The sequence below is a fragment of the Nitratireductor rhodophyticola genome (assembly GCF_019891355.1).
Lineage (GTDB): Bacteria > Pseudomonadota > Alphaproteobacteria > Rhizobiales > Rhizobiaceae > Nitratireductor > Nitratireductor rhodophyticola.
In genome coordinates this window covers 278,659-304,279 of sequence record NZ_JAHSSF010000002.1, presented here as the reverse complement: position 1 = coordinate 304,279, position 25,621 = coordinate 278,659, and the positions used below count along the sequence as shown (strand labels likewise).

The 25,621-nt window shown below is 62.6% G+C and carries 24 protein-coding genes; 7 read left to right on the top strand and 17 right to left on the bottom strand.

From position 1 onward, the window contains the following. Positions 1–11 precede the first annotated feature (11 nt). The gene (locus tag KUG85_RS07190; protein ID WP_065817201.1) at positions 12–1,205 is read right to left on the bottom strand and encodes an aspartate aminotransferase family protein; all 1,194 of its coding nucleotides are present in this window, start codon (positions 1,203–1,205) and stop codon (positions 12–14) included. Positions 1,206–1,579: 374 nt separating this feature from the next. Between KUG85_RS07190 and KUG85_RS07185 the strand changes: the two genes are divergently transcribed. Then, positions 1,580–2,095, top strand: coding sequence for a GcrA family cell cycle regulator (locus KUG85_RS07185; RefSeq protein ID WP_065817202.1), 516 nt, complete (start codon positions 1,580–1,582; stop codon positions 2,093–2,095). 73 nt (positions 2,096–2,168) lie between these two features. Here the strand turns inward: KUG85_RS07185 and KUG85_RS07180 are convergent, their stop codons facing one another. Continuing rightward, positions 2,169–3,032 (bottom strand): LysR family transcriptional regulator, encoded by an 864-nt coding sequence (locus KUG85_RS07180; protein ID WP_255606370.1) that lies wholly within the window; start codon positions 3,030–3,032, stop codon positions 2,169–2,171. 121 nt (positions 3,033–3,153) lie between these two features. Between KUG85_RS07180 and KUG85_RS07175 the strand changes: the two genes are divergently transcribed. After that, complete coding sequence (locus KUG85_RS07175; protein ID WP_223004695.1) at positions 3,154–3,540, top strand: RidA family protein; 387 nt, start codon at positions 3,154–3,156, stop codon at positions 3,538–3,540. 67 nt (positions 3,541–3,607) lie between these two features. Here KUG85_RS07175 and phoU read toward each other — a convergent pair whose 3' ends face one another. Then, positions 3,608–4,324 carry a phosphate signaling complex protein PhoU gene (phoU, locus tag KUG85_RS07170; protein ID WP_007007654.1) on the bottom strand — a complete coding sequence of 239 codons (717 nt, stop codon included), beginning with the start codon at positions 4,322–4,324 and terminating at the stop codon, positions 3,608–3,610. A gap of 105 nt (positions 4,325–4,429) precedes the next feature. Continuing rightward, positions 4,430–5,632 (bottom strand): sensor histidine kinase, encoded by a 1,203-nt coding sequence (locus KUG85_RS07165; protein WP_223004694.1) that lies wholly within the window; start codon positions 5,630–5,632, stop codon positions 4,430–4,432. 161 nt (positions 5,633–5,793) lie between these two features. On the opposite strand from KUG85_RS07165, the gene ppk2 reads away from it, so the two are divergent. Continuing rightward, entirely contained in the window at positions 5,794–6,693 is a 900-nt protein-coding gene (gene ppk2 / locus KUG85_RS07160; RefSeq protein ID WP_223004693.1) for a polyphosphate kinase 2, read from the top strand. On the opposite strand, the gene KUG85_RS07155 is transcribed toward ppk2, so the two are convergent. Together KUG85_RS07155 and KUG85_RS07150 are read right to left on the bottom strand one after the other, a co-directional pair. Next, the gene (locus KUG85_RS07155) at positions 6,670–8,607 is read right to left on the bottom strand and encodes a glycosyltransferase (RefSeq protein WP_255606287.1); all 1,938 of its coding nucleotides are present in this window, start codon (positions 8,605–8,607) and stop codon (positions 6,670–6,672) included. The genes ppk2 and KUG85_RS07155 overlap by 24 nt on opposite strands. 247 nt (positions 8,608–8,854) lie before the next feature. Beyond that, positions 8,855–9,745 (bottom strand): helix-turn-helix transcriptional regulator, encoded by an 891-nt coding sequence (locus KUG85_RS07150; RefSeq protein WP_223004692.1) that lies wholly within the window; start codon positions 9,743–9,745, stop codon positions 8,855–8,857. Between the two features lie 165 nt (positions 9,746–9,910). Between KUG85_RS07150 and KUG85_RS07145 the strand changes: the two genes are divergently transcribed. Beyond that, complete coding sequence (locus tag KUG85_RS07145; RefSeq protein ID WP_223005215.1) at positions 9,911–10,753, top strand: transporter substrate-binding domain-containing protein; 843 nt, start codon at positions 9,911–9,913, stop codon at positions 10,751–10,753. On the opposite strand, the gene KUG85_RS07140 is transcribed toward KUG85_RS07145, so the two are convergent. After that, on the bottom strand, positions 10,747–11,571 hold the full coding sequence (locus tag KUG85_RS07140) for a sterol desaturase family protein (protein ID WP_223004691.1): 825 nt from the start codon (positions 11,569–11,571) through the stop codon (positions 10,747–10,749). The genes KUG85_RS07145 and KUG85_RS07140 overlap by 7 nt on opposite strands. A 61-nt stretch (positions 11,572–11,632) precedes the next feature. Next, complete coding sequence (locus KUG85_RS07135; RefSeq protein WP_007007660.1) at positions 11,633–12,046, bottom strand: tellurite resistance TerB family protein; 414 nt, start codon at positions 12,044–12,046, stop codon at positions 11,633–11,635. A gap of 146 nt (positions 12,047–12,192) precedes the next feature. Between KUG85_RS07135 and KUG85_RS07130 the strand changes: the two genes are divergently transcribed. Next, positions 12,193–13,845: a lysine--tRNA ligase gene (locus KUG85_RS07130; RefSeq protein ID WP_223004690.1), complete on the top strand. Its 1,653-nt coding sequence runs from the start codon at positions 12,193–12,195 to the stop codon at positions 13,843–13,845. 226 nt (positions 13,846–14,071) lie between these two features. Here KUG85_RS07130 and KUG85_RS07125 read toward each other — a convergent pair whose 3' ends face one another. From KUG85_RS07125 to phnF, 9 genes are all read right to left on the bottom strand, one after another. Beyond that, complete coding sequence (locus KUG85_RS07125; RefSeq protein WP_255606285.1) at positions 14,072–14,647, bottom strand: thermonuclease family protein; 576 nt, start codon at positions 14,645–14,647, stop codon at positions 14,072–14,074. Positions 14,648–14,694: 47 nt separating this feature from the next. Continuing rightward, entirely contained in the window at positions 14,695–15,342 is a 648-nt protein-coding gene (locus tag KUG85_RS07120; protein ID WP_007010528.1) for a S24 family peptidase, read from the bottom strand. A gap of 156 nt (positions 15,343–15,498) precedes the next feature. After that, a complete protein-coding gene (locus KUG85_RS07115; protein ID WP_065817426.1) occupies positions 15,499–16,065 on the bottom strand; it encodes an ActR/PrrA/RegA family redox response regulator transcription factor in 567 nt (188 codons plus the stop codon). Positions 16,066–16,118: 53 nt separating this feature from the next. Beyond that, positions 16,119–17,453, bottom strand: coding sequence for an ActS/PrrB/RegB family redox-sensitive histidine kinase (locus tag KUG85_RS07110; RefSeq protein ID WP_065817212.1), 1,335 nt, complete (start codon positions 17,451–17,453; stop codon positions 16,119–16,121). A 38-nt stretch (positions 17,454–17,491) separates the two neighbouring features. After that, a complete protein-coding gene (hrpB, locus tag KUG85_RS07105; protein WP_223004688.1) occupies positions 17,492–19,951 on the bottom strand; it encodes an ATP-dependent helicase HrpB in 2,460 nt (819 codons plus the stop codon). Next, positions 19,951–20,613 (bottom strand): ATP-binding cassette domain-containing protein, encoded by a 663-nt coding sequence (locus tag KUG85_RS07100; protein ID WP_223004687.1) that lies wholly within the window; start codon positions 20,611–20,613, stop codon positions 19,951–19,953. Before KUG85_RS07100 ends, hrpB begins: the two co-directional genes overlap by 1 nt. Continuing rightward, on the bottom strand, positions 20,606–22,285 hold the full coding sequence (locus KUG85_RS07095; RefSeq protein WP_223004686.1) for an ABC transporter permease: 1,680 nt from the start codon (positions 22,283–22,285) through the stop codon (positions 20,606–20,608). The genes KUG85_RS07100 and KUG85_RS07095 overlap by 8 nt, the downstream gene beginning before the upstream one ends. Positions 22,286–22,306: 21 nt before the next feature. Further along, entirely contained in the window at positions 22,307–23,533 is a 1,227-nt protein-coding gene (locus tag KUG85_RS07090) for an ABC transporter substrate-binding protein (RefSeq protein ID WP_223004685.1), read from the bottom strand. 124 nt (positions 23,534–23,657) lie between these two features. After that, positions 23,658–24,419 (bottom strand): phosphonate metabolism transcriptional regulator PhnF, encoded by a 762-nt coding sequence (gene phnF, locus KUG85_RS07085; protein ID WP_223005214.1) that lies wholly within the window; start codon positions 24,417–24,419, stop codon positions 23,658–23,660. A gap of 123 nt (positions 24,420–24,542) precedes the next feature. On the opposite strand from phnF, the gene phnG reads away from it, so the two are divergent. Both phnG and phnH read left to right on the top strand, forming a co-directional pair. After that, positions 24,543–25,010 (top strand): phosphonate C-P lyase system protein PhnG, encoded by a 468-nt coding sequence (gene phnG, locus KUG85_RS07080; protein ID WP_223004684.1) that lies wholly within the window; start codon positions 24,543–24,545, stop codon positions 25,008–25,010. Next, positions 25,010–25,621 carry a phosphonate C-P lyase system protein PhnH gene (phnH, locus tag KUG85_RS07075; RefSeq protein WP_223004683.1) on the top strand — a complete coding sequence of 204 codons (612 nt, stop codon included), beginning with the start codon at positions 25,010–25,012 and terminating at the stop codon, positions 25,619–25,621. Before phnG ends, phnH begins: the two co-directional genes overlap by 1 nt.

Genomic DNA, 25,621 nt, shown 5'->3' with positions numbered 1-25,621 from the left:
CCCTGGTTTTCTCAAGCATCGGCTTTTTCAGTCGCCCTCACCGCAGCGGCAGCGTCGTGAATGCGCTTCACTGCCTCGCGGATCTCATCCTCGGTGATGATCAGGGGCGGAAGAAGGCGCAGCACATTGTCGCCGGCCGGCACCACAAGCATCTTCTGGTCGCGCAGCGCTTCCAGAAGGCGCAGGTTCTGCACCCTGCACTTGATGCCCAGCATCAGGCCCTCGCCGCGGACACCTTCGACAATGTCCGGGAACTCGTCCGCAACGGCAGCCAGGCTCTGCTTGAACAGTAGCCCCTTCTGACTGATGCTCTCCATGAAGCCGTCTTCCAGCACGACATCCAGCACGGCATTGCCCACGGCCATCGCAAGCGGGTTGCCGCCAAAGGTCGTACCATGGGTGCCCGGGGTCATGCCCTTGGCCGCTTCCGCCGTTGCCAGACAGGCGCCCAGCGGAAAGCCGCCGCCAATGCCCTTCGCCACCGCCATCAGATCCGGTGTGATCTCGGCCCATTCATGCGCAAACAGCTTGCCCGTGCGCCCGACGCCGCTCTGAACCTCATCGAGAATGAGCAGCAGACCATGCCTGTCGCACAATTCCCGCAAACGCCGCAGCGATGCGTTGGGGATCGGGCGAACGCCGCCCTCGCCCTGGATCGGCTCAACCAGGATGGCCGCGGTCTCCGGGCCTATGGTCTTCAGAAGCGCTTCCGTATCGTCGAACGGCACCTGGTCGAAACCCTCGACCTTCGGACCGAAACCCTCAAGATACTTGGCCTGTCCGCCGGCTGCGATCGTTGCCAGCGTACGGCCGTGGAATGCCCCCTCAAACGTGATGACGCGGTAGCGTTCCGGGTGCCCGTTGACGTGGTGATAGCGCCGTGCGGTCTTGATGGCGCATTCCAGCGCCTCGGCGCCGGAATTGGTGAAGAACACTTTGTCGGCAAAGCTGTTTTCGACGAGCCGCTCGCCGAGCCGGGCCTGGCCGGGGATCTCGTAGATGTTGGAGACATGCCATAGTTTGCCAGCCTGCTCCGTCAGCGCGGCTACAAGGTGCGGATGGGCATGGCCCAGCGAATTGACCGCGATGCCGGCGGCGAAATCCAGATAGCGATCGCCGTCGGCAGTCTCTATCCAGCACCCTTCGCCCCGCTCAAACGCGAGAGGTTGACGAGCATAAGTTCCATAAAGCGCAGATTCACGCATCCACACGGTCTCCGCTGAGCCTGAGATTGGTTTTCGCCCCGCACGGCCACGGGTACGAAAGAATGAAATCAAAATGCCGCCCAAGGGGCGGCACTCGTGAGATTTATCGGTTGTTTCCGCTTGCCTGTCAACGCACGCAGGCACGACAGCTCAGTGACAGCAAAAAACAGCAAATTGGGGAAAACCCCAAAAACCGAATCAGCTTACGGTAAGGACTCTTGTCACGGAGTCTGCCGATAAGGTAGTTTCAGCCCAAGCAAAAAGACTACATTTTGTGCGGCGGACCACACCTACCATGATCATATGGTGCTCCCTCGGCTTTGGCTGAGCGGGAATGGATTCGGATTCCGCACGCTGGACAGGAGCGTGTCCCGATGAACTGGACTGACGAAAGAGTCGAAACCTTAAAGAAATTGTGGGCGGAAGGCCTGAGCGCGAGCCAGATCGCAGCTCAGCTTGGCGGCGTCAGCCGCAACGCCGTGATCGGCAAGGTCCACCGCCTCAAGCTGTCCAGCCGTGGCCGCGCGACCAGTCCGCGTACCCGCCAGAAAAAGGCGGCGCCATCGACCCAGGGCACGACCACGACGCGCCGCCCGCGCAACACCCGGCCGACCACGGTCAGTGTCGGCGCGACGGCCCTTCAGGCACAGTTCGATGAAGAGCCGGTGGCGCGGACCTATCTTCGCCCGACCGCGGACGTGGTGGTTCCCATCTCGCGCAAGCTCGAACTTGTGCAGCTCACGGAAACCACCTGCAAGTGGCCGAATGGCGATCCTCTCTCGGAAGATTTCAGCTTTTGCGGCAATGAAGCCGGTGAAAACGGCCCTTACTGCACCTATCACTCCCGCCTTGCCTACCAGCCGGCATCGGAGCGGCGCAGGAGCCGCTGATACAGCTAAAACTCTCCTCTGGACTACCCGGCTGACGCATCGTCGCAGCCGGGTTTTTCTTTGCCCGAAGCGATCACCCTGTTCCCGAAAGGGCAGAGCACCACCATTGCCACACCGCCTCCTGCACCGAACTTTTCCTCCCGCGCGGGCGCACAAGGCGGAATTGCCCATAAGAGATGACCGGGCCATCCAGCCGCCGCAGAACGCCTGTGGCGAGCTCTCGCCCGAGCAGGCTGAGGTTTGCAAGGAGGGCACCCTGGCCGCCCATCGCCGCCTGCACGGCGTGCGCCTCGTCCGAAAACCACACGATGCGACCGGAGTTTAGGCGCCCGAGACCAGCCGTCCGCCACCAGCGCTCCCAATCGGGTGCTTCAGGGTGCGGTGAAGCCCATTCGAACGCCAGAAGAGGCGTTTCCTGCAGCGACTGCGGATCAAGCGACGGAGCCGCTACAGGCGCAAACCGACCCGGCGCAAGATCGAAGCTTTCGAGGTTCGGATCACTATCTCGCTGGAACCGAACGGCAAGATCGGCATCTCCGCCCGACAGGTCGACCACATCATCGGAGGCGAGGATACGACAGCCCAGCTCCGGAAACGCCGTGCGAAACGCACGCACCTGCGGTCCAATCCAGAAGGTTGAGACGGCCATGGTGGCCGCGACAACAAGAGAGCTCTGCGAGGCATCGCGCCGCACCGTTTCCAGCGCCTCGCCAATGCGCCCGAAGGCCTCATCCAGCACCGGATAAAGACGCGCGCCCTCCCGGGTCAGTGATATGCGCCGGACATGGCGTTCGAAGAGGGCAACACCCAGTTGCTCTTCCAGCTTTCTGATCTGATGGCTGACCGCCGTTGGCGTCACATTGAGTGAATCGGCTGCTTTCTTGAAACTCGCAAGCCGTGCCACTTCCACAAAAGTGCGCAGCGCCGGCAACGGCATCCAGGTCAAGACATGCCTCCGCTATAGATGAATAGAACTCATTTATATGATGAGATATCGCCTTTTGTCACAAGTCAATGGGAGGTTCATATCTGCTGCATAACCTGAATGGAGAACAGCCATGCAACTCAAGCAAATTGTCACCGATCCCGATCCCTATGCCCCCTACCTGCTCTCTCAGGGGATTCAGACGGGCAATCTCGTCTTTGTCTCGGGACAGGCCGGTTACGGCGATGACGGCAAGATCGTCGAAGGCGACTTTCTCACGCAGGGCCGGCGCGCTTTCAAGAACCTGGAACGGGCGCTCAAGAGCGGTGGGCTGAGGCTAAGCGACATCGCCAAAGTGACCATCTTCGTGACCGACATGCAGAAATTCGACGATGTCGTCACCCTGCGCCGGGAGTTCTTCTCCGCGCCCTACCCCGCAGACAGCATTGTCGAGGTCAAGGCGCTCTACACGCCCCAGGCGATGATCGAGATTGAGGCGATTGCTGTCGCCAATGCATGACGCAACGCTCCGGCCTGCGCTTGGAGCGCGCGCCGGAGCACAACAGCACCGGGTTTTAAAGAAGCGCCTACGCGTCCGGCTCCGCGACCACGCTGTGGCTCTGGTCTTCCTTCGGACGCTCCAGCGGCAACTGACGTCCGGTTACGATGTGGTGCACCGTCTCGGCAATGTTGGTCGCGTGATCGCCGATGCGCTCGATATTTTTGGCGCAGAACAGTAGATGCGTACAGGCCGTGATGTTGCGCGGATCTTCCATCATATAGGTCAGAAGTTCACGAAACAGCGACGTGTACATAGCGTCGATTTCCTCGTCCCGGTCGCGCACGAAACCGATCCGCTCCACCGAACGGGATGCATAGACGTCCAGCACTTCCTTGAGCTGGGTGAGTGCCAGACCGGCCAGCGCTTCCAGTCCGCGAAAAAGACGGACGGGCTGCTTGCCTTCGGTGACGGCGACGACACGCTTGGCAATGTTCTTGCCGAGGTCGCCGATGCGCTCCAGGTCCGAGGAGATGCGGATCGCGCCGACGATTTCCCGAAGGTCATCGGCCACCGGCTGGCGCTTGCCGATGATGATGACGGCCCGTTCGCCGATCTCGCGTTCCTTGGCGTCAAGAAAGGCATCGTCTTCCACCACCTTGCGGGCAAGCCCGGAATCCGATTGCACAAGTGCTGCAACGGCCTCCGCGACCATGCGCTCAGCATATCCCCCCATCGCCGCGATCTGATCCGACAGATAATTCAACTCATCGTCGAAGGACCGCATGGTGTGCTGGTTTTGCATGGTTTCATTCCTCCTCGGCCGATCCGGCGTCGCTATATCCCGCACTTTCTAAGTTATTGTGATGGCGGGAAAATGAAAGTCTGACGGTTGAAGCTGGGCCTGGCTTCAGGCGCTTTCGGCGCCGGTGCCAGATGGTGGGACAGGCGGGAAGTGAACCACAAACGTCGCGCCTTTGCCCGATGCCGATTTGACCGACAATCGCGCATCGTGCCGTGTCAGTATGTGCTTGACGATGGACAATCCAAGACCTGTGCCCTTCTGCGTGCGGCTGGTCTCAACGTCGACCCTGTAAAAGCGCTCCGTGATGCGAGGAATATGTTCTTCGGGAATGCCGGGACCGAAATCCTGCACCCTGACCCGCACCTCGTCCATGGGGCTCGCCTGCTCCGCCGAGACCAGGATCCGTTCGCCCGAACTGCCGTATTTGCAGGCATTTTCGAGCAGGTTTTCGAACACCTGAACCAGTTCATCGGAGTGCCCTGCGACAAGCAGCGGCGCATCGCCAAGTTCCGAAACGATTTCGACCCCGTTTTCACTGGCGATATGCCGCATGGATTCAATCACTCCCCTGACCAGCGCCACCACATCAAGCTGGGCGTTCGGCTTCTGATAGGGCTTCATCTCCAGCCGCGAAAGCGAAAGCAGATCATCGATCAGGCGCGCCATGCGCTGCGTCTGGTTCTGCATGATCTGCAGAAAGTTCTCCCGCGCCTTTGCATCGTCACGCGCGGGGCCGCGCAGCGTCTCGATGAAGCCCGCGACGGAAGCAAGCGGCGTGCGCAGCTCATGGCTCGCATTGGCGATGAAATCCGCCCGCATCCGATCGATCCGGCGCGCCTCGCTCTGATCCTTGAACATCAGCACGTAGAGACCGGTATCATTTCCGATGCGGCTCGCCACCACACGGTAGGCCCGCTCCACCGGGACACGCTCTGAATAGTTGATCGCCGTCGATTCCTCCGCGCCTGAAATGACGCGGCTGACCAGCTCGTGCATTTCGGGAGCGCGGAATTTCAGGCGTAGCGAGACGCTCTTGGTCATCGGCCCAAACGCAAGGTCCGCAGCCTCGTTGGAATAAAGAATGCTTCCGGCGCCATCGAAAATGTAAAGCGGATCAAGCACGGCCGCCGCCAGATAGACTGCCGGCAGAGAGTCGATATCGCCCCGAACGACACGGGGACGCTCGCTCGGCTCGGTGGTATTTTTCCGGTTCGCCAAAGTCTGAAGCGCCTGCTTCAGGGGCGCAGCACTCTTTGCAATGTACCGCAGCATCCGTCTTCGCGGCGTCTGCCGCTCTTCATCACTCATACCGCCAACCAACTCCCACCAACCACCTTCATCGCCGCGGTCGCCAGAGAGCCCTTCATCGAGCTCGTTTCATGAAGACCTGTTGCCGCTTCTTCTTCGCCGCTGGACCTTGTATCAAGCTGCAAATAGCATGGACACTCCCACGGTTCAGGATCGATTTTATGAACAAGCCTCTGGATAACCCCGCACTTGAAAAGATCGAGCCCTTCAAGCTGACACTATCAGGCAAGAAGCGGGTGTTCGATATTGATGACCCGGATCTGCCCGACTGGATCAAGGACAGGGAACTGACTGCGGGCGGCTATCCCTACGAGGAAAAGCTCGACAAGGACGATTACGAGGAGCAGCTGGAGGCGCTGCAGGTTGAGCTCGTCAAGCTTCAGTCCTGGATGCAGGCAAGCGGCGCCCGCGTCATGGCGCTCTTCGAGGGCCGCGATGCCGCTGGCAAAGGCGGTACGATCTCGCGTATCCGCGCCTATCTCAATCCACGCAATGCGCGAAATGTTGCCCTGCCAAAACCAAGCGAGACCGAGCGCGGCCAATGGTATTTTCAACGCTATGTGGCGCACTTTCCGACCAGCGGGGAGTTGGTCACCTTCGACCGCTCCTGGTACAATCGGGGCGGCGTGGAACCCGTGATGGGCTTCTGTACACCCGCCCAGCACGAGCAGTTTCTGGATGAAACACCCGATTTCGAACGCGCGATCGTCAATGACGGGATTCATTTCTTCAAGTTCTGGCTGAACATCGGTCAGGAAACGCAGCTCGGGCGGTTTCACGACCGCCGGCACAGCCGGCTTAAATACTGGAAGTTCTCGCCAATGGACGTGGCCGGCATCAAGAAGTGGGACGACTATACCCACTTCCGCGACCTCATGCTCGAGCGGACACACAGCGCCCATGCACCGTGGACCGTGGTGCGCGCCAACGACAAGCGGCGGGCAAGGCTCGCCGTTATTCGGCGCATGCTCCTGTCGATTTCCTATGACGGCCGCGATCTCGGGGCCATCGGCCAGGAGGATCAGCTGGTCATCGGCTCAGGTCCCGGTTTTCTGGAGTGAGACGCGCACCCGGTTGCGGCGTTTGTGCGGCGTCTTCTCCCAGTGATGGGGGTTCCAGTAGAGCTGCCAGACGCAGCGCCAGGCAGCGATCGACATGAGGCACCAGTAAGCCGGCGTCCAGAGGATGCATTTCCAGAAGCCCGGCTTCTCGGTCTTCTGGAGTGCGGACCAGCCCAACAGCAGAAAGGCGACGTGACCGAGCGCGACATTCAAAACATCAACCAGAAGCAGAATGCTCTCGGTCGGTCGAAACTCACCGCCTAGATACCAATGGATGCCAATTCCCAGCGCGGTCGCCCAGAAGACACTGTAGGCGAGCGCTGAAAAGACCATGCCCGCAAACAGGACCTGCATGACGATAAAGGACAGAAGCCCGATTTCACGGGCGGTCGCGGCCGGATCCCGCATGTGAACCAGCCAGGTCTGCACCCATCCCTTGAACCAGCGCGTGCGTTGCGGCACCCAGGTGCGAATGTCGGTGGGGGCATCTTCCTGTGTTGGATTGCAGATCACGTCCGCCCGGTACCCATAGCGATGAAGACGCGCCCCCAGATCGGCGTCCTCCGTCACGTTGTAGGGATCCCAACCCCCCACCGCCTCGAGCGCGGACCGGCGAAAATGATTGGACGTACCGCCCAGAGGCAATAGGAGGCCGCGTCGCGCAAGCCAGGGCAGAACCGCTCGAAAGAGCGCAGCATATTCCAGCGCAAACATCGCCGAGATCCAGCTCTCCCGCCGATTGGAGATCGTCAGGGGAGCCTGCACGCAGGCAAGGCGCTCATCCGCACCGCGAAATGCATGCCAGGCCTCGACCAGTTGAAACGGATGCGGCCTGTCTTCAGCGTCGTAGAGCGCGACAAACGCGCCCGACGTCATCGGAAGCGCATAGGACAGTGCCTTCGGCTTTGTGCGCGGCACACCCGGCGGCACCTCAATCACCTCGATGTAGGGGCGTAACTCCTGAGCTCTGAGGGCGGCGAGCGTTTCCTCGTCATCCTGCTCGCAGACCAGTTTGATCTCCAGTTTGGAGCGGGGCCAGACGATCCTGCTAAGAGCGACGAGGAGATCCGGCACAATCTCCGCCTCCTTGTAGAGTGCGATCAGCACCGAGTAGACAGGCATCTCAGCGGGCCGGACCGTCGTCATCCGCGGCTCTGTCGAAACCCGCCCGCCCAACCGGACCATGACTCTCAGCAGAACGCAGGCGAGGAACGCCAGCGAAAACAGCATATGCAGTGCGAGCAGGGTCGCCGACGGCGCAAACAATGCGGCAAAGGCAAGCGCCACGGTTGCCGCGCCCAGCACCGCCCCCTGCCACGCATTGGCGACTATGCGCGCAGACATCTCCGGTGCGATTGTAAACAACCTCTCCGTGGCAATGCGCATGAGCGCCTTTTGCGAGCGGACGGAGATCGCGTCACGTAGAACGGTCGGCTGTACCACGCGTATGCGGGTCGACGCCCGCGGATATCGCTCTACAAACGATCTCAAAGCAGGGATGTTCAGCCTGTCTGGCGCGATCAGAACGATCGACTGACCACGCTCATCGACGATCAGGCTTACCCGCGCACCGCCGCGCCGTGCCAGCGCAGCCAGACCCTGCCGCTCACGCATGACCAGAGCGTCTGGATCCGGGTGGGCAACAAAGGCAAGTCCCATGTGCTTTGCAAGAGCGAGAAACAGCGTCCGCTCCGACACCAGGCCGGAAGATAGAAGCTCCGTCTGGAAACAGACCCCCGCGAGCCTTGCCCGCGCATCCACGCGACGGGCCTCTTCTTCGTCGATCGACAGAGATCTCAGGATCGGCAGCCAGTCCGCCATCGGCGACGGAGACACGGCAGCCGGCAATCCATCGGTTTCATTCAGTTTGTCGGGATTGCTTTCCGCATCCCAACTCCCGGCGAGATGATCCATCTTCGATCATCCCTGTCAAGTTAACAACCTGAACCCCACATCTGTTTTCTTGAAAAAAAGAGATCCTCTGAAAGAAGATCCTGAAAAATCCCAGATATCACAAGACCGCAATCTGCGCGTAAACCGGAAGTTACACATCATGATTCCCCGTCCCCCGCAATATTTCAACTATAGCATCACAATATCTCAGACTTCGCAACTTTCGTGCGAAATGGAATAAAAATGCCCTTCTTCCTGCAAGACCGCTTCATTCAAAGACACCGCACCGGATGGCCTCGGCGACGGCATGAACACGATTTGAAGCTCCCAGCTTCGTCTTTGCATTAAGGAGATGTTTCTCTGCCGTATGCTCGGATATGCCGAGTATCTGCGAAACCTCCCATTCCGATTTTCCCAATGCCGCCCATTGCAGACACTCCTTCTCCCGTGGCGTAAGGCGTGGCCCCTCACCCTGACGGTAAAGTGTGTGGCCCGGGCCGAGTTTCCGCTTCGCCTGCTCCAGATGAGCGCTCACCTCTATTTCCGACAAGGCAAGCTTTTCGGCGATTTCCGGGACGGTGCGCCCGCGCGTGGAGAGTTGCAAACACTCCTTTTCAAGAGCTTCAAGTTGGCCGAACCGGTCTTCTCCGCGCAGGCTCAGCGCATGGCCGAGCGCGTATGAAGAGACAAACGACACGACATCCAGGTCGCGTGGAGAGAGTTCGGCCTGCTCACCGGCGAACGACATGACGATCTGGAGCCCTTCAAGCGTCGTGAACGACATGGCTATACCGTCCACGAGCCTGAACTCCCGCGCTTCGCTCAACAGTTTTGACGTTTTGCAGGATTCCTGTCGCTCTTTCAGAATATCGCGCCACAGAATGGCATTTCCGCTCTGGCGGGCATGGTTTACGATGGGGTCATGAAAGATGTAGTTGCACGAAACATAACGGTCGATCCACTCTGCCGGCCAACTACTGAGAACCAGATGCCCAACCTGATCGCCGGGCGTACTGCCTTTAGCCGGAAGTGTGCCTGCGCAAACGGCATGAAGACCGTAGTGCTCCGTGAACGACACCAGTGTATTACAGATGGCCGAAGGGCTTCGGGCCTTTTGAATCTGCTGAATAATCGCCCGCGTCTTTCCAAAATCGAACATATGTATTCATCCCCGCCGACATTCTATGCCGCCGCGCAAAATCTACGCGCGTACCCGCCACTATACCTCGCCATGGCGAAAGATGATAACAATGATATTTAATAACCCGCTAAATTCTTCTCAAAAGAAAATTAATATTTATTTGCCGGCTATATGGACTCAGCCATGAATTTCCGCGCGCTTCACATAGTGGCCACTCTCTTTTTCTTGCTGCCTGCGCACGTCACCATCGCGCAGACCCCGGCTCCCCCCGGCTTTTCCGAGCCCAAGCAGCGGCAGTCGAAACCGGACCTTTCAGCACTGCCGAGACTGCGCTTCCTGACCACCGTCGACTTCTTTCCATTCAACTATCTGGACGCCGACAACCGCCTGAGTGGCGTTCACATCGATCTGGCCCGGCAGATTTGCGCCGAACTCGACATGATGGAGCGGTGCCAGGTGCAGGCGCTGCCCTGGCACGAACTCGACACAGCCATCGAAAGCAAGCAGGGCGAGGCAATCATCGCAGGTCTGGCGATCACCGCCGAGAACCGGGAGCGTTATCTGTTTTCACGCCCCTATATGCGTTTTCCCGCACGCCTCGTGACGCGCAGGGGGGCAACGCTATCGGAACCGCTTCACGCATCCACCGCCGGTAAACGCATCGGTGTCATTGGTGCGTCGGCGCACGAGATGCTGTTACGCGACCTCTTTCCGAATGCCCAGAGCGTCGTCTACACTAGGCGTGACTGGCTTTACGAAGATTTGAAATCCGGCAGGCTCGACGGCATCTTCGGCGATGGCGTGAAGCTGAGCTTCTGGCTCGCCGGCCAGGCCTCCGACAATTGCTGCGCCTTTTCCGGCGGCCCCTATCTCGCGCCGGAATATCTGGGGCAGGGTCTTGCAATCGCAGTGCCCGGCGACATGCCCCAGCTCGCCGAAGCCATCGATTTCGCCCTTCAAAGCATCGACGTCAGCGGTCGCTTCACCGACATCTATCTGCGCTATTTTCCGGTCGACTTCTACTGATCCCGCCGCAATGTGCGAAACGGCAGGGCAAGCATCCATAAAAGCCGCGCCGTGAATGACCCACGATATGCGGACAGCCCGATATTCATATCTTCATGCCCGAGTTTCGGTTGGGCAATATAGGTGCCGAACAGACGGTCCCAGAATGGAAAATTGAAACCGTAGTTGGAATCCGTCTCCCGCCTGATGGTGGAATGATGAACGCGATGCATGTCCGGGGTGACCACGAAAAACCGTAGCAACCGGTCAAGACCAAGCGGAATTTTCACATTCGAATGGTTGAACATGGACGTCCCGTTGAGGACGATCTCGAACAGGAGCACGGATAGAACAGGTGCGCCCAGCGCGACGACGACTGCCGCCTTCCAGACCATCGAAAGGAGGATTTCGAACGGATGGAAACGCAGCCCCGTCGTCACGTCGAAGCCGTTGTCGGCGTGGTGCATGCGGTGGATGCGCCAGAGAAGCGGGATTTTGTGGCTTGCTACATGTTCGAGCCAGACCGCGAAATCGAGCACGACAAACGAGATCAGCCCCGCAACAAGCGGATCGATGCGCAGCGCATTGAAAAAGCCCCAATCCGATGCTTCCGCCCAAAGGGCGGCCCCCACGGCAGCGGCCGGAAACACCACCCTGAGCATCACCGATGAAATGAGAACCATGGAAAGGTTGGCGAACCACCGGCGCGATTTCAGTGCGCCGGTCATTTCCGGCCGCTCCAGGCGCGGCGACCAGAGCTCGTAGAGCGCCATGGCCGCAAATATGCCGATGAATGCGAAGAGACGGATGGCCGCTTCGGAGAGCAGAAACGAGGTCATGCCGCCATTATTCCGCTACCCCGTTCAAACGCCAGTCACATGCGCTTGACCAAACACCCGGTCAGGCAAGAGTGCGCTTGCGGGCCTGAACCGTCCGCTCGATCGCAGCCGCCACGAGCGGTTCCAGATGCAGTCGGCTGCGCACGATGTGCAGCATACGCTTTTCTTCCGGCTCCACATGCATGTCGGCGGCCGCGACCTCGACTGCCAGCGCATAGGCCGTGTCGTGCAACTTCGCCGGCACGGTGTCGCGCACGGCATTCAGGATGCGTTCAAGCCCGCTGTCTTCCTGGAGGATCTGCTGGCACTGACGCGCCACTTCGATGATGCGATTGTCGTCGAACTCGCGAAACACCGGCCAGGAACGGATCGTGTCGCCGATAATGGCGAGCTCCGCGTCGGTCATATCCCGGTCGGCGGCCGACATGACGACCATCAGGTAGATCAGGGCTTCGTGGGCGGTCGGCTCAGCCATTACGTTCTCCGCTGGTAAAATACTGGAGCCCGAAAGTAGGTAGCCGGGCGTCATGCCGCAATGAAAAATCGTCGCTTCGATTGACGCACCGGCTGAGCCGCCTTACAGGCTTGGCCCTTGATCGAAACATAATTCTGGAAAGCGACATGACGACGGCAAGCCGAGACGCGCTTGAATTGACGCCCGATGTGATGGAGGCCGCAGCCGAGAGCAAGGCCTGGCCCTTCGAAGAGGCGCGCAAGATCGTCAAACGCTACGAAGGCGGTTTCCCCGACACCGTGCTCTTCGAGACGGGCTACGGCCCCTCGGGCCTGCCGCATATCGGCACGTTCGGCGAAGTGGCCCGCACCTCCATGGTAAGGCACGCTTTTCGCGTGCTCACCGAGGACAGGATCAAGACCAAGATCCTGTGCTTCTCCGACGATATGGACGGCCTGCGCAAGGTGCCGGACAATGTGCCCAACAAGGAGATGCTGCGCACGCATCTGGGCAAGCCGCTGACGAAAGTGCCGGACCCGTTCTCCAACGAATACCCGTCCTTCGGGGCGGCCAACAATGCACGGCTTCGGGCGTTCCTCGACCGGTTCGGCTTCGACTACGAGTTCGCTTCCTCGACCGAGTACTATGCCGCCGGCCGCTTCGACGAGATGCTGCTGACCATGCTCGAGCGCTATGACGCGGTGATGGACATCATGCTGCCGTCGCTGCGCGAAGAGCGCGCGCAGACCTATTCGCCCTTCCTGCCCATCCACCCGAAAACGGGCGTGGTGATGCAGGTTCCGCTGGAAGAGCGCAAGGTGGATGCCGGCAGCATTGTCTGGCGCGACCCCGAAAGCGGCGAGCTGTTCGAGACGCCCGTGACCGGCGGACACTGCAAGCTGCAGTGGAAGCCCGACTGGGCCATGCGCTGGGCGGCCCTTGGCGTCGACTATGAAATGTCCGGCAAGGACCTGATCGACAGCGTCAAGCTGGCGGCGCAGATCTGCGCAGCACTCGGCAAGAAGCCGCCGGAAGGGTTCAACTACGAGCTGTTCCTGGACGAGAACGGCCAGAAGATCTCCAAGTCCAAGGGCAACGGCCTGACCATCGACGAGTGGCTCGCCTATGCCCCGACCGAGAGCCTGTCGCTCTACATGTTTCAGAAGCCGAAAGCGGCCAAGAAGCTCTATTTCGACGTGATCCCGCGTGCGGTGGACGAGTACTACACCTTCCTTTCGGCCTATGATCGCCAGGACTGGAAGAACCGTCTGGGCAACCCGGTCTGGCACATCCATGACGGCACACCGCCGGCAATCGAACTGCCGGTGCCGTTTGCGCTGCTGCTCAACCTGGTGAGCGCCTCCAACGCGCAGAACACGGATGTTCTGTGGGGCTTCATCTCGCGCTATGCGCCCGGCGTCACGCCGCAGACGCATCCCGAGCTCGACCGCCTCACCGGCTATGCGCTGCGTTACTTCGAGGATTTCGTAAAGCCGTCCAAGGCGTTCCGCGCACCCGACGAGATCGAGCGCGAAGCACTTGCCGGCATCAATGAGGCTCTTGGAGCGCTGCCGGCGGACGCCGATGGCGAAGCCATCCAGAACGCCATTCTTGATGTGGCGCGCGGCATCGAGCGCTATCAGGACCACAAGCGCAAGAGCCCGAATGGCGGGCCGGGTGTCTCGGTCGCCTTTTTCCAGATGCTCTATCAGGTGCTTCTGGGCCAGGAACGAGGCCCCCGCTTCGGCTCGTTCGCGGCGCTCTATGGCATCGCCGAAACACGCAGCTTGATCACCGCAGCGCTGAACGGCGAGCTCTGAGGCAAAAGAACTCAGGCTTTCGTTAGAGCGGAGCACCGTTGCACGGAAACGATGCTCCGTTCTATCTGTCTGTCTTTCCGCATTTGTGCTGACGTCAGGTGATTCCACCTGACTGCAAAATGCTCTGGAGCGGTTCACCGTTTCACGGAAACGCTGCTCCGTTCTATCTGTCTGACTTCCTGCATTTGGGCTGACGTAAGGTGATTCCACCTGACTGCAAAATGCTCTACGAACCGGACGGCCCGCCACTGAATATGCCTTTGCCGGCATTGCGGGCCGCCCGGGACTTTTCGGCGTAGGGACCTCCAGTCTCGGCAAGCGCCCAGCCATTCTCCACCAGCCACGTGCCGACGTCATAGCCCGCAAGCGAACAGCGCATCGGCCTGTCGCTTTCTTCCTCCGCAGCGGCGTCCTCACCTGCTCCTTCAACGTGACACTCCACGGCGCGCCCGCGCAGCCAGTAGCGAAACGCGGTGCGCGCGCGCTTGCCGCAGGGCCACACGCCACCGTCACTGGCATCGCAGACCTGATCCGGCGCAATGATGCGGATACCGTCAACGGTTATGGTGCGGCCTTCGGATTCAAACATACCCGCAGCAATTGCCATCGGCCGGTAGTAGAGCGTGTCCTGGGGCTTGGGTTCGGGCGCTGGTGCCCCAAGCTCGCTGAGCGGCATGCGCGGATCGGCACGTTTCAGTCCCGTGGCGTCAATGGGTGGCGGCGCGACGAGTTCCGGTGCGATGACGCGTGGTTGCCGCCTCTCCTGTGCCTCTATGGGGCTGAAGCCGGACGATGCGAGCATCGCTGCGCAGGCCAGAAACAGGGACCGACAACGATATCGCCCCGCCATCACTGGCTCGCCCAGATAATGCGCGCCATCCATTCCATCTGCGTTTTTTCCAGCAAGCGATTGGGATGTTCGGGGTTGAGGGAAAGCAGTTCCACCTGCCGGCTCGTCTGCCGCAGAAGAACCTTTGCCATGACTTCGCCACCCGCCGTCTTGACCACCACACGGTCGCCGCGTCGCAGGCGCGCGGTCGGATCCACGATCAGCGTGTCGCCGTCACGGTAGAGCGGCATCATGGATTCACCCTGGACCTGCAGCGCATAGGCCCCTTCATGTGCCGGCCCGGGCAGGTCGACATGCTCCCACCCTTCTCCGAGCGGAAAACCCGCATCGTCAAAGAACCCGCCGGCGCCTGCCTGGGCAAAACCGATCAGCGGAACGCTGGATGAAGGCTGCTCATAGGGCTCAGCCGGCTTGCCGTCATTCTGCAGAAGCGCCACGAACTCCCAGAGCGTGGTGCCGGTTGCATCCATGATCTTTGACAGGGATTCCGTCGAGGGCCAGCGCGGGCGTCCATCCGCCGAAAGCCGCTTGGATTTGTTGAAAGCAGTCGAATCCAGGCCTGCCTTCCGGGCCAGGCCGGAGGCGGAAAGCGAGTGACGCACAGCCAGTGCGTCTATGGCTGCCCAAACCTTGTCGTGCGAAAGCACGCGACTCATCCTTCCGGAATCTCGAAACAGGAAAAAATACCTGTTTTTCAGTTTTACCGCTGGTTATGGAACTTGTCCATAAACCCATGCTTGCCGGCAGACATCACAATCCCGGGATCGGGCTCCCTGTACGCAGCAGGAACCACAGGAAGAGCCCTAGCGCGGCGCGCGCTTGGCAAGGATGCGCTGCAGGGTGCGCCGATGCATGTTCAGCCGGCGCGCCGTTTCCGAGACATTGCGGTCGCACATCTCGTAGACCCGCTGGATATGCTCCCAGCGCACGCGGTCGGCGGACATGGGATTTTCCGGGGGTGCAACCTTCTCACCGGCCTGCCGGGTAAGTGCTGCGTAGATGTCGTCGGCATCGGCGGGCTTTGCCAGGTAGTCGACCGCGCCAAGCTTCACCGCAGTGACCGCGGTGGCGATGTTGCCGTAGCCGGTCAGAATGATCGTGCGGGAATCCTTGCGCTTTTCGCGAATGGTGGCCACCACGTCGAGGCCATTGCCATCGGCAAGGCGCATGTCGACCACGGCAAAGGCCGGCGGGGTCGCCCTGGCCCGCGCCACGGCTTCTTCCACGCTCTCGGCCGTTTCCACCGTGAAGCCACGGCTTTCCATCGCCCGCGCCAGACGCGTCAGAAACGGCTTGTCATCGTCAACGATGAGAAGGGAGCGGTCTTCACCCAGGACTGCTGCCGGGTCTTCCTCGGTGTTGCTTGTCATATCCAGCACGTTCAGCACGTTACTCTTCCTAGAATCTTTCTAACCTAAATCTGTCAGCTTTCCAATTTAGGACTCTTTTCGCCTGATTCCAGATTGTCGTCAGGCACCACGAAAATCGAGCGCTGCCAGATGACCTCTGCATAGGCACCCTTGCCTTTCTCGGCGAGATTGCCGAAGCGGATCTGCGCACCGGAACGCTCAAGCAGCGTCTTGGCAATAAAAAGCCCCAGCCCCAGCCCGCCGCCGCTGCTGCCACCGGAGGACCGCTTCGACATATAAGGCTCTCCGATCCGGTCAAGGATCTCGGCCGGAAAGCCGTTTCCGTCATCGACAACCAGGAGCCCGACCGTATCCGCATCCCAGTGCCAGCGGATCGTCACGCTCTCCTTGGCGAAGTCGACCGCGTTCTCGACCAGATTGCCAAGCCCGTAGATCACGCCCGGGTTGCGTCGCCCCACCGGCTCCGGACCCTCTGTCGTGCCCGGCTCCAGGTGGATATCGATGCCGAAATCACGGTGTGGTGCTGCCGTTTCCTCGATCAGCGACGTAAAGGGCTGGCGCGCCATATGCGCCTCGCCCTCCGATGACAGGCTGGTCAGCTGGCGCAGAATTTCACGGCAGCGTTCGCTCTGCGTCCGCAGCAGCGTCACATCTTCGCTGAAGCGCTCGTCCTTGCCGAGCGCACGCTCCATCTCGCGCGCCACCAGCGCGATGGTGGCGAGCGGCGTTCCAAGCTCGTGCGCGGCCGCCGCCGCCAGCCCGTCCAGCGCCGAGATGTGCTGCTCGCGCTGCAGCACCAGTTCGGTGGCGGCGAGAGCGTTGGCCAGAAGCCGCGCCTCCTTCGCCACCCGGTAGGCGTAGACCCCGGTAAACGCGATGCTCGACACCACGGCGATCCACACGCCGATAATGTAGATCAGCGGCATCACCAGTTCCGTGCCCGGGAACCAGGGAAGCGGGCGGTGGAACACGGCGAGGGCCGTTGTCAGCGCCACCACCAGAAAACCCAGAAGCGCGGTCCAGCGCAGCGGCAGCGATGTGGCCGAGATAACCACGGGCACCGTCATCAAAAGCGAGAACGGGTTGGTGAGGCCACCCGTCATGTAGAGCAGGCCGGCAAGCTGAAACGCATCGAATGTGAGAATGCCGAGAGCGGCAAGCGGCGCGAGGCGGTGCGCCGCCGAATAGCGGATGGCGAGGTGCACGTTGAGCCATGCGGAGGCGGCGATCAGCGCGAAACACAGGCCCACAGGCAACGGAAAATCGAGCCCGAAAGCGACGACGATCACCGCTGCGCTCTGACCGATGATCGCCAGCCAGCGCAACTTGATCAGCGTGTTGAGCCGCAGGCCGTGGTTCGGATCGTGTGCCCTGATATCCTCAAGCATTGCGGGGTTATGAGGGAAGTCCGCCCGCACTCCAAGAACTATTTTTTGCGCGGTTTGGCGCGATGTGTCGCGGCTGCGTTCGCCGGATCTTCCGGCCAGACATGCTTGGGGTAGCGCCCACGCATGTCTGCGCGCACATCCGCCCACGATCCGGCCCAGAAGCCCGGCAGATCCCGCGTGGTCTGGATCGGTCGGTGCGCCGGCGACAGAAGCTCAAGCTTCAGCGGAATGCCATCGGCGACCGTCGGGTGTTCGGTCAGGCCGAAAAGCTCCTGCACGCGGATCGCCAGAACCGGCCCCTCCGCCTCGTAGCGAATAGGCACATGGCTGCCCGAAGGCGCGTCGTAATGGCTGGGCGCCATCTTACCGATGCGCCTTTGAAATTCGTGCGGCACCAGCGCGGTCAGCCCTTCGCGCAGGATGTGCGGCGACAGTCTGGAAAGCGACGCTTCGCCGGTGAGAAATGGCAGAAGCCAGTCGTCGAGCCGTTCGAGAAGCGCCTCGTCCGACATATCCGGCCACGGATCGCCCTTTGCCGCATGGAGCCAGGCAAGCTTGCCCCTGAGCGCCTTCGCCTCCCTGTCCCATGGCAGGAGCGACAGCCCGTTTGCCCGCACGGCGTCGATCACCGCGCGGTCGGCGGCGGCACCCGATGGCGGCGGCAGAACCTGCTCGGCCAGCACCAGCGCGCCCAGCCGGCGCACCCGCCGCTGCCTGAGCGTGCCCGCGCCCCGCTCAAAGCGCGTCTCCGTGACCTCCTCGATCAGATGCCCGAGTGCGGCCACGATCTCTTCCTCGTCAATCGTCGCTGCCGAGGCGATGCGCGCATTCTGCGCGCGCCCCTGAAGATCGGCGACCACCAGAAAGGCGCTGCCGGCAAGCCGTTCCTCCGGCGCCAGCACACCACCACGACCATTCACCATGACGAAATGCCCATGCGCGCCCCGCGCCTTGGCAACGCGGTCGGGCCAAGCGTTGATGAGCAGAGCGCCCGCATGCGGCGCATCGCCGGCGCGTTCACCACCGGCAGATTTGGCAAGCCGCGCGGCCAGCCCGCGCGCCTGTTCCGCCCGCGCACCCCGCTCCCTGCGGAAGCGCTGCAACCGGTCGTCCAGATCGGCGGACCGGCCGCCCAGCCCGCGCTCCGACAGGAGTACGGCGAGTTCGGCTGCGGCGAGCGCGTGACCGTCTTCCGCCGCGCGCGCCACCATATGCGCCAGCCGCACCGGCAGGGCGAGCCTGCGCATAGCCTCGCCCGCCGCCGTCAGCCGGCCCGCCTCGTCCAGCGCCTCAAGCCGCTGCAAGAGGCTGCGCGCCTCGGCAACCGCCGCGGCCGGCGGCGCATCGAGAAAGGAAAGAGAGGCCGGATCGCTCACGCCGAAGGCAGCGCAGTCGAGCAGCAGGCCCGACAGATCCGCCTCCAGAATTTCCGGCGGCGTGAAGGCGGGCAGCGCCGCCGTCTGCTCCGCCCGCCAGAGCCGAAGCGCGATACCCGGCGCAGTGCGCCCCGCACGGCCCGCCCGCTGATCGGCGGAAGCGCGCGAAACGCGCACCGTTTCAAGCCGCGTCAGGCCCGTTGAGGGCTCGAATTTCGGCAGGCGCGACAGGCCGCTGTCGATCACCACGCGCACACCGTCAATGGTGACCGAGGTTTCCGCAATGGCCGTCGCCAGAACCACCTTGCGCCGCCCCGCACCCGCCGGGCGGATGGCTGCATCCTGCGCCCGCCCGTCGAGACCGCCATAAAGCGGCGTGATGTCCACATCGGCAGGCAGCCGTTCGGCAAGGCGCTCCGCCGTTCGCTCGATCTCGCGCTGACCGGGCAGGAAGGCGAGCACGCTGCCCTCCTCCTCCGCCAGAACCGTGCGCACCGCACGCGCCATCGTCTCGTCGATGGCCTCGCCGGCGGGCCGTTCCGCATGGCGCAGTTCGACGGGAAAGCTCCGCCCCTCGCTCTCGATCACCGGCGCATCGCCAAGAAGCGCCGCCACCCGCGCGCCATCAAGCGTGGCCGACATCACCAGAAGCCGCAGGTCCGGCCGCAGCGCGGCCTGCGCATCGAGCGCCAGCGCCAGCGCGAAATCGCCATCGAGCGAGCGTTCGTGAAACTCGTCAAACAGCACCGCCGCGATGCCGGAGAGCTCCGGATCATCGACGATCATGCGGGCGAGAACGCCTTCCGTCACCACGAGAATGCGGGTTCTGGCGGAGACCTTCCGCTCCATGCGCATGGCGTAGCCGACGGTCTCGCCCGGCTCCTCGCCGAGGATCGCCGCCATGCGCCGGGCCGCAGCCCGCGCGGCGAGCCGGCGCGGCTCCAGAAGCACGATGCGCCCGCGCGACGCCCACTCGGCGTCCAGAAGCGCAAGCGGCGCAAGCGTCGTCTTGCCCGCTCCCGGCGGCGCGACCAGCACCGCCTTGCCCTGCGTCTCCAGCGCCGCGCTCAGCGCCGGCAGCACTTCCGTTACCGGCAGGTCGGGGAGTTTCGGTCTCTCCATCACACCCCAATCCGCACGATGTCGCCACCGGCGGCTTCCGCGTCGGCCTCGTCATGCGTCACCAGCAGAACCGGCAGCCCGCTTTCGCTCGCCTTGGAGAAAACCAGTTCGCGGGTCTGCGCGCGCAGTTCCGCATCGAGCTTGGAAAAGGGCTCGTCCAGAAGCAGGGCGCGTGGCGAAGAGGCCAGCACGCGCGCCAGCGCCACCCGCGCCTTCTGCCCACCCGACAGCGTTGCCGGATCGCGCGTCTCGAGCCCCGCAAGGCCCACGCCCTCAAGCGCCTGTGCGACACGCTCCGCCCGCGCCGCGCGGCCGCACACCGCCTCCGGCAGCGCGAACATCAGATTGCCGCCCACACTCATATGCGGAAACAGAAGCGGGTCCTGAAATAGCACACCCATATGCCGGTCTTCGGGCTTCAGCGCCGTCACCTCGGTTCCATCGACAAACACCCTGCCGCGCGCCGAAAACACCGGATCGAGAAACCCGCCAATATAGGCAAGCAGCGTTGACTTGCCCGCGCCTGACGGCCCCATGACCGTCAGCACCCCGCCGGGCGCAACCCGCCTGGTCAGCGAAACGATCTCGCGCCCTTCAAGCGCAATCGTCACCCGGTCGATGAAGAGTCCGGCTTCCGTCAAATCCCGTGTCCGTTCAAACATGCATGTCGCGATACCGGCGGAATATCAGCGCCGGCACGATTGTGGCAACGGCAAAGCCGACGGCCGGCAGCACCATCTGCATGAAGGCATAGATGCCGATCACGCGGCGATTGCCGCCCGAGGCGAGCGCCACCGCCTCCGTGGTGATCGTCGTCAGCCGCCCCGCGCCGATCAGCACCGTCGGCAGATAGAGCCCGACCGACACCGAAAAGCCGATGGCCGCAACGGCAAGAAGCGGTCGCGCCAGCATCGGCAGGCGGATCTGGAAGAACCGCCGCAACGGCCCCTTGCCGAGCCCCGCCGCGATCTGGTCGTAACGCCGGTCGAAGGCGCGCCAGGGGTCTTTCAGGGCGAGCCAGGCATAGGGCAGCACGAAGACGAGATGGGCAAAGACGAGCGCCGCCAGCGTCGCCTCCACACCGGTCAGGATGAAGAGAAGCTGGAGCCCGAACAGGAACGCCACCTGCGGCACCAGAAGCGGCAGATAGAGAAGCGCCAGCGCGCCCCGCCCCGGCGGATGCCCCATCTCGTCCTCCCGCACGAAGCACAATATGGCGATCACCGCCGCAACGAATGTGGAAATGAACGCCACGAACAGCGTGGTTGCCAGCGGCTCCACCAGATTGGGCAAAACCCGCATCCAGTTGCGCAGGTCAAAGCGCGCGGGCAGCAGGTCCGGATACTGCCACAGCCCCGCCACCGACCACAGGCCGAGCGCCACAAGCCCGGCGAAGATTGCGCCGGCAGACACAAGCATCGCGGCCAACGCGCCCCAGCGCAGAACACTGTCGCGCCGAAGCCGCCGCCCGGCGCAGGCAAGCCGGTCGCGCAGCCACGCGCCGAGCTTCTCGAAACCGATCCAGATCAGGATTGCGGCGGCCGTGACGCCCAGTTGCAGCACCGCCCCCGCCGACGCCAGAAAGCGCATGGAGAGGTCGGGATCGTTCATCCAGTTGACCAGCCGCACCGCCAGCGGCGCGGGCGTGGTCGGCCCCAGAATGGCGGCCACATCCACCACCGATGTAGCAAAGGCGATGACCGCGAAAACCGGCAGACGGATCTGCGGATAGATCGACGGCCAGAGGCCGAACACGAAACCGGAGATGCGCCCATATCCCATCGATGCGATGAGTGCGCGCGTGCGCGCCGGTTTCACCTGCGGCAGCGCCGCCAGCGTAACGAGAAGCAGGAACGGAATTTCCTTCACGATCAGCCCCGCCATCATAGACAGGCCAAACGGGTCGTGCACGATCAGGAGGTCGGGCGGGCGTTCCCAGCCGGTCAGCCCCGGCGAGATCAGCCGCGCGATCATGCCCGATGGCGCAATGAGAAAGGCGAGCGCAAAAGCGCTGGCCGCGTGCGGCACGGAAAGCAGCGGCGAAATCAGATGCTGGATGCGCGCGAAAAGACGCGTGCCGCCCCAGGCCGCAGTGAAGAGCATCACCACCGCAAGCGAGATCGCCGCCGTCGCAAGCCCGCTGACGAGGCTCATCAGCGCCGACATGAGAATGGCCGGCTCGGCAAACAGCATGGCGAAGGGCGCAGGCCCGAACTCCATGCCACCCAGCGCCGGCAGATAGCCGAAGGCCGGCAGCAATGTGCCGGCCAGCCCGAACGCGACCGGAACGGTCAAAAGCCCGATGGCGAGAACGGGACCGAGGCGCGTCAGCATCAGGCTGGTCCCGTGCCTTGGCTAGTTGCCAACCCCATAGCGCCGCTTCCACTCGGTTTCGATGCGCTCCATCCAGCTCGGATGCGGCTCGTCCAGCGCCGGGCCGAGTTCGTCGGGCCGCAGCGTTGCGACACCGAGATCGATGGCGTCGAAACGGGCGCGGTCTTCCACATCCAGCTTGTCGAGCGCGAGCACCGTCGGATCGCCCCAGATGGCTGGATCCTGCTTGCGCGCCTGCGCCTCGGGCGACATCAGGAAATTGGCCGCCACCAGCGCGCCCGCCTTTGCCGAAGCATTGTAGGGGATGGTCAGGAAATGGGTGTTGGCCAGCGTGCCGCCGGGAAAGGTGAAGGAACGCACCGTGTCGGGCAGCTCGCCATTGGCAATGGCGTTCGAGGCTTCAGCCGGATTGAAGGCGAAGATGATGTCGAGCTCGGAATCGGCCAGAAGCTGCTTCATCGCCGGATAATTCTGCGGATAGGCACGGCCGGAACGCCACATGACCGGGTTCAGCGCATCGAGATAGTCGAACAGCGGCTTCGTCACCTGATCGAACGTATCTTCATCGACCGGCTGTTGCAGCAGTGCCGGGTCTTCGACCGTTTCGGCCAGAACCTGCTTCAGGAAGGACGAGCCGACGAAATCCGGCGGCTGCGGGTAGGAGAAGCGACCCGGGTTTTCCTGCGCCCATTTCAACAGCCCGTCGGCATCCTGCGGCAGGTCTTCCACATGGATGCGCGCGGTGTCGTAGAAGAAGACGAGTTTCGCCATGCCCCACGGGCTTTCCAGCCCTTCCACCGGCACGGTGAAGTCGGAGCGGACGGTCGGCTTGTTCTCGACATCGACAAAGGCCCAGTTCGGCAGCTTTTCCGCCCAGCCCGGCGAGAGGATCAGCCCCTGCCGCTTCATGGCGGCAAAGTTTTCGCCATTGATCCAGATGAGATCGACCGTTCCGCCCGCATCGCGACCGGCAGCCTTTTCCGCCACCACGGTGGCGACCGCACTGGCCGTATCCTCGAGCTTCACATGTCTGAGCGTGACGCCGTAGCGTTCTTTCAGCTCCGCGCCGGCCCACTCGATATAGGCATTGATGTTCTGAGAGCCGCCCCAGGCGTTGAAATAGACCGTTTCGCCCCGCGCATCCTCCAGAACCGAATCCCAGTTCGAGGGATCGGGCTGTGTCGTGTCGGCGCTGGCTGAAACCGCGCCAATGGCCAGAAGTGCAGTCGAGAAAAGCAGTGCGCGCAAGCGAAACCCCTTTGGTGCCCTTGGTTGAAACCCGTTGGGATAGAGCACGTCAGGGCAGATCAAATCAACGTAAACCGCCTCGCGCTACGGTCACTTCACGGTGAGTGTCAGGTGAAGTGCAGCGTCAGTCGCCTGTCTCCATGCCAGCGCCGGGAATGTGCAGCTCGATCCGGTCTGCGGCAAAGCGGGTCTGCGAATACTGCACGGGGCGGCCGTCGGTATCGACATTGATGGCGATGGTGACGAGAACGATTGCACCGGGCGAGAGATTCAGGTCTTTCAGGTCACCGGCATCGGCGTGCTGCGCTGTCACCGTGGTGCTCTGGCGCAGATAATCGGCGAGCCCAAGCTCCCTGAACGACGCCGTGATCGAACGCGAGCGCTCAAATGCTTCCGCCATGCCGGAAAACCGGTGCGCATCAAACCAGCTTCTGGCCCGGGAGACCGGCCGCCCGTCAGCATGCGAGCGTGTTTCAAGCCGGATCACGGGCGAGCCGGGAGCAAGCATCAGAGCGCGAGCAACATCAATCGGCGCCGCTTCAACCGCGTGGTCGAGCAGATCGGCCGCAAGCCCGCGCGACTGCCCGGCCAGCCCCTCGGAGAACCGCGTACGACTGCGGATGGGATAAGCCAGCCGCTTTCGCCCTTCCACGAAGGTGCCGCGCCCCTGCTCTGCGCGCAGGACGCCCTCCTGCACCAGCGCCGCAATCGCCGTGCGCACCGTATGCCGGTTGACGCCGAAGCGCTCCGCAAGCGCCATTTCAGGCGGCATGCGGCCATCGCTGCCGAGCACGCCTTCGCCGATCTCGCGCCGCATGCGGTCGGCGATCTGCCGCCAGAGCGCTACGCCGCTGCGCCGCTCGATCACCGCTTCCTTAACCTGCACCACTTTTCTGCTTCCCTTGCCGGCCTTGTCATCAACGCGTCATGGACACCCGCTAGGCAAAACCCATAATATGTTTGGTTGTCTAGAACAATAGACAAATTAACGAACGAGGAAGGAGACGTCATGGTCTCACGACAGGAAAGACAGGCGGTCACCGAACGGCGACGCGAGGCGATGGCGGTGCTCGCCATGGCCAATGGAAGCGACCTGATGCGGCTCTGGAACGAAGCCGGGCTGCCCGACGAGGCCGAAACGCTGCGCGGACCTGAAACCGGCCTCGTGACCGTTCGCGGCCGGATGGGCGGCGGCGGCGCGCCGTTCAACTTCGGCGAAGCCACCGTCACGCGCGCCACCGTCAAACTGCCCACCGGCGAGGTTGGCCATGCCTATGCGCTCGGCCGCGAGAAGAGGAAGGCGCGGGTTGCCGCCCTCATCGACGCGCTGCGCCAGAAACCCAACCTTGAAGCCCAAATCGAGGAGAAGATCCTCGCGCCGCTGCGCGCCCGCCGCATCGAGGCTGACGCGACCCGTCGCGCCGAAACGGCGGCCACCAAGGTCGACTTCTTCACCATGGTTCGCGGAGAGGACTGATGACGCTCGATTCCATCGCCATCGAAGGCGGTTTCCAGAACCCGGTCTTCGACGCCCAGACCATTTTTCGCGCCGTCATGCAGGCCATGGCCGAGCCCGGCACGATCCATAAGGGCATCGCGCTCGCCAAACCACCCGCACCGCTGACGCCAGAGGCCGCCGCCGTTGCGCTGGCGCTTTGCGATCAGGACACGCCGATCTGGCTCGACCCCGCGCTTGCGGGCGACGATGCCGTCCGCGCCTGGCTCGCCTTCCACACCGGCGCGCCGCTCGCCAACACGCCGGCGGATGCGCATTTCATCCTGTCGGCCGATCCCGAGCACCTGATCGGGCTGGAGAATTTCGCCCAGGGCTCGCAGGAATATCCCGACCGCTCCGCCACACTCGTTCTTCAGGTGAGCGACCTTTCGGGCGGTGAGGAACTGGTTCTCGACGGCCCCGGCATCGAGAGCGAAGCGCGTCTGGCACCCCATCCCCTGCCGCGTCATTTCACCCGCCAGTGGGCACAGAACCACGCCCGGTTTCCCCGTGGCGTCGACCTGATACTGGTCAGCCGCGAGGGCCTTGCGGCCCTGCCCCGCTCCACCCGCATCACCAGCCAGGAGGCCTGA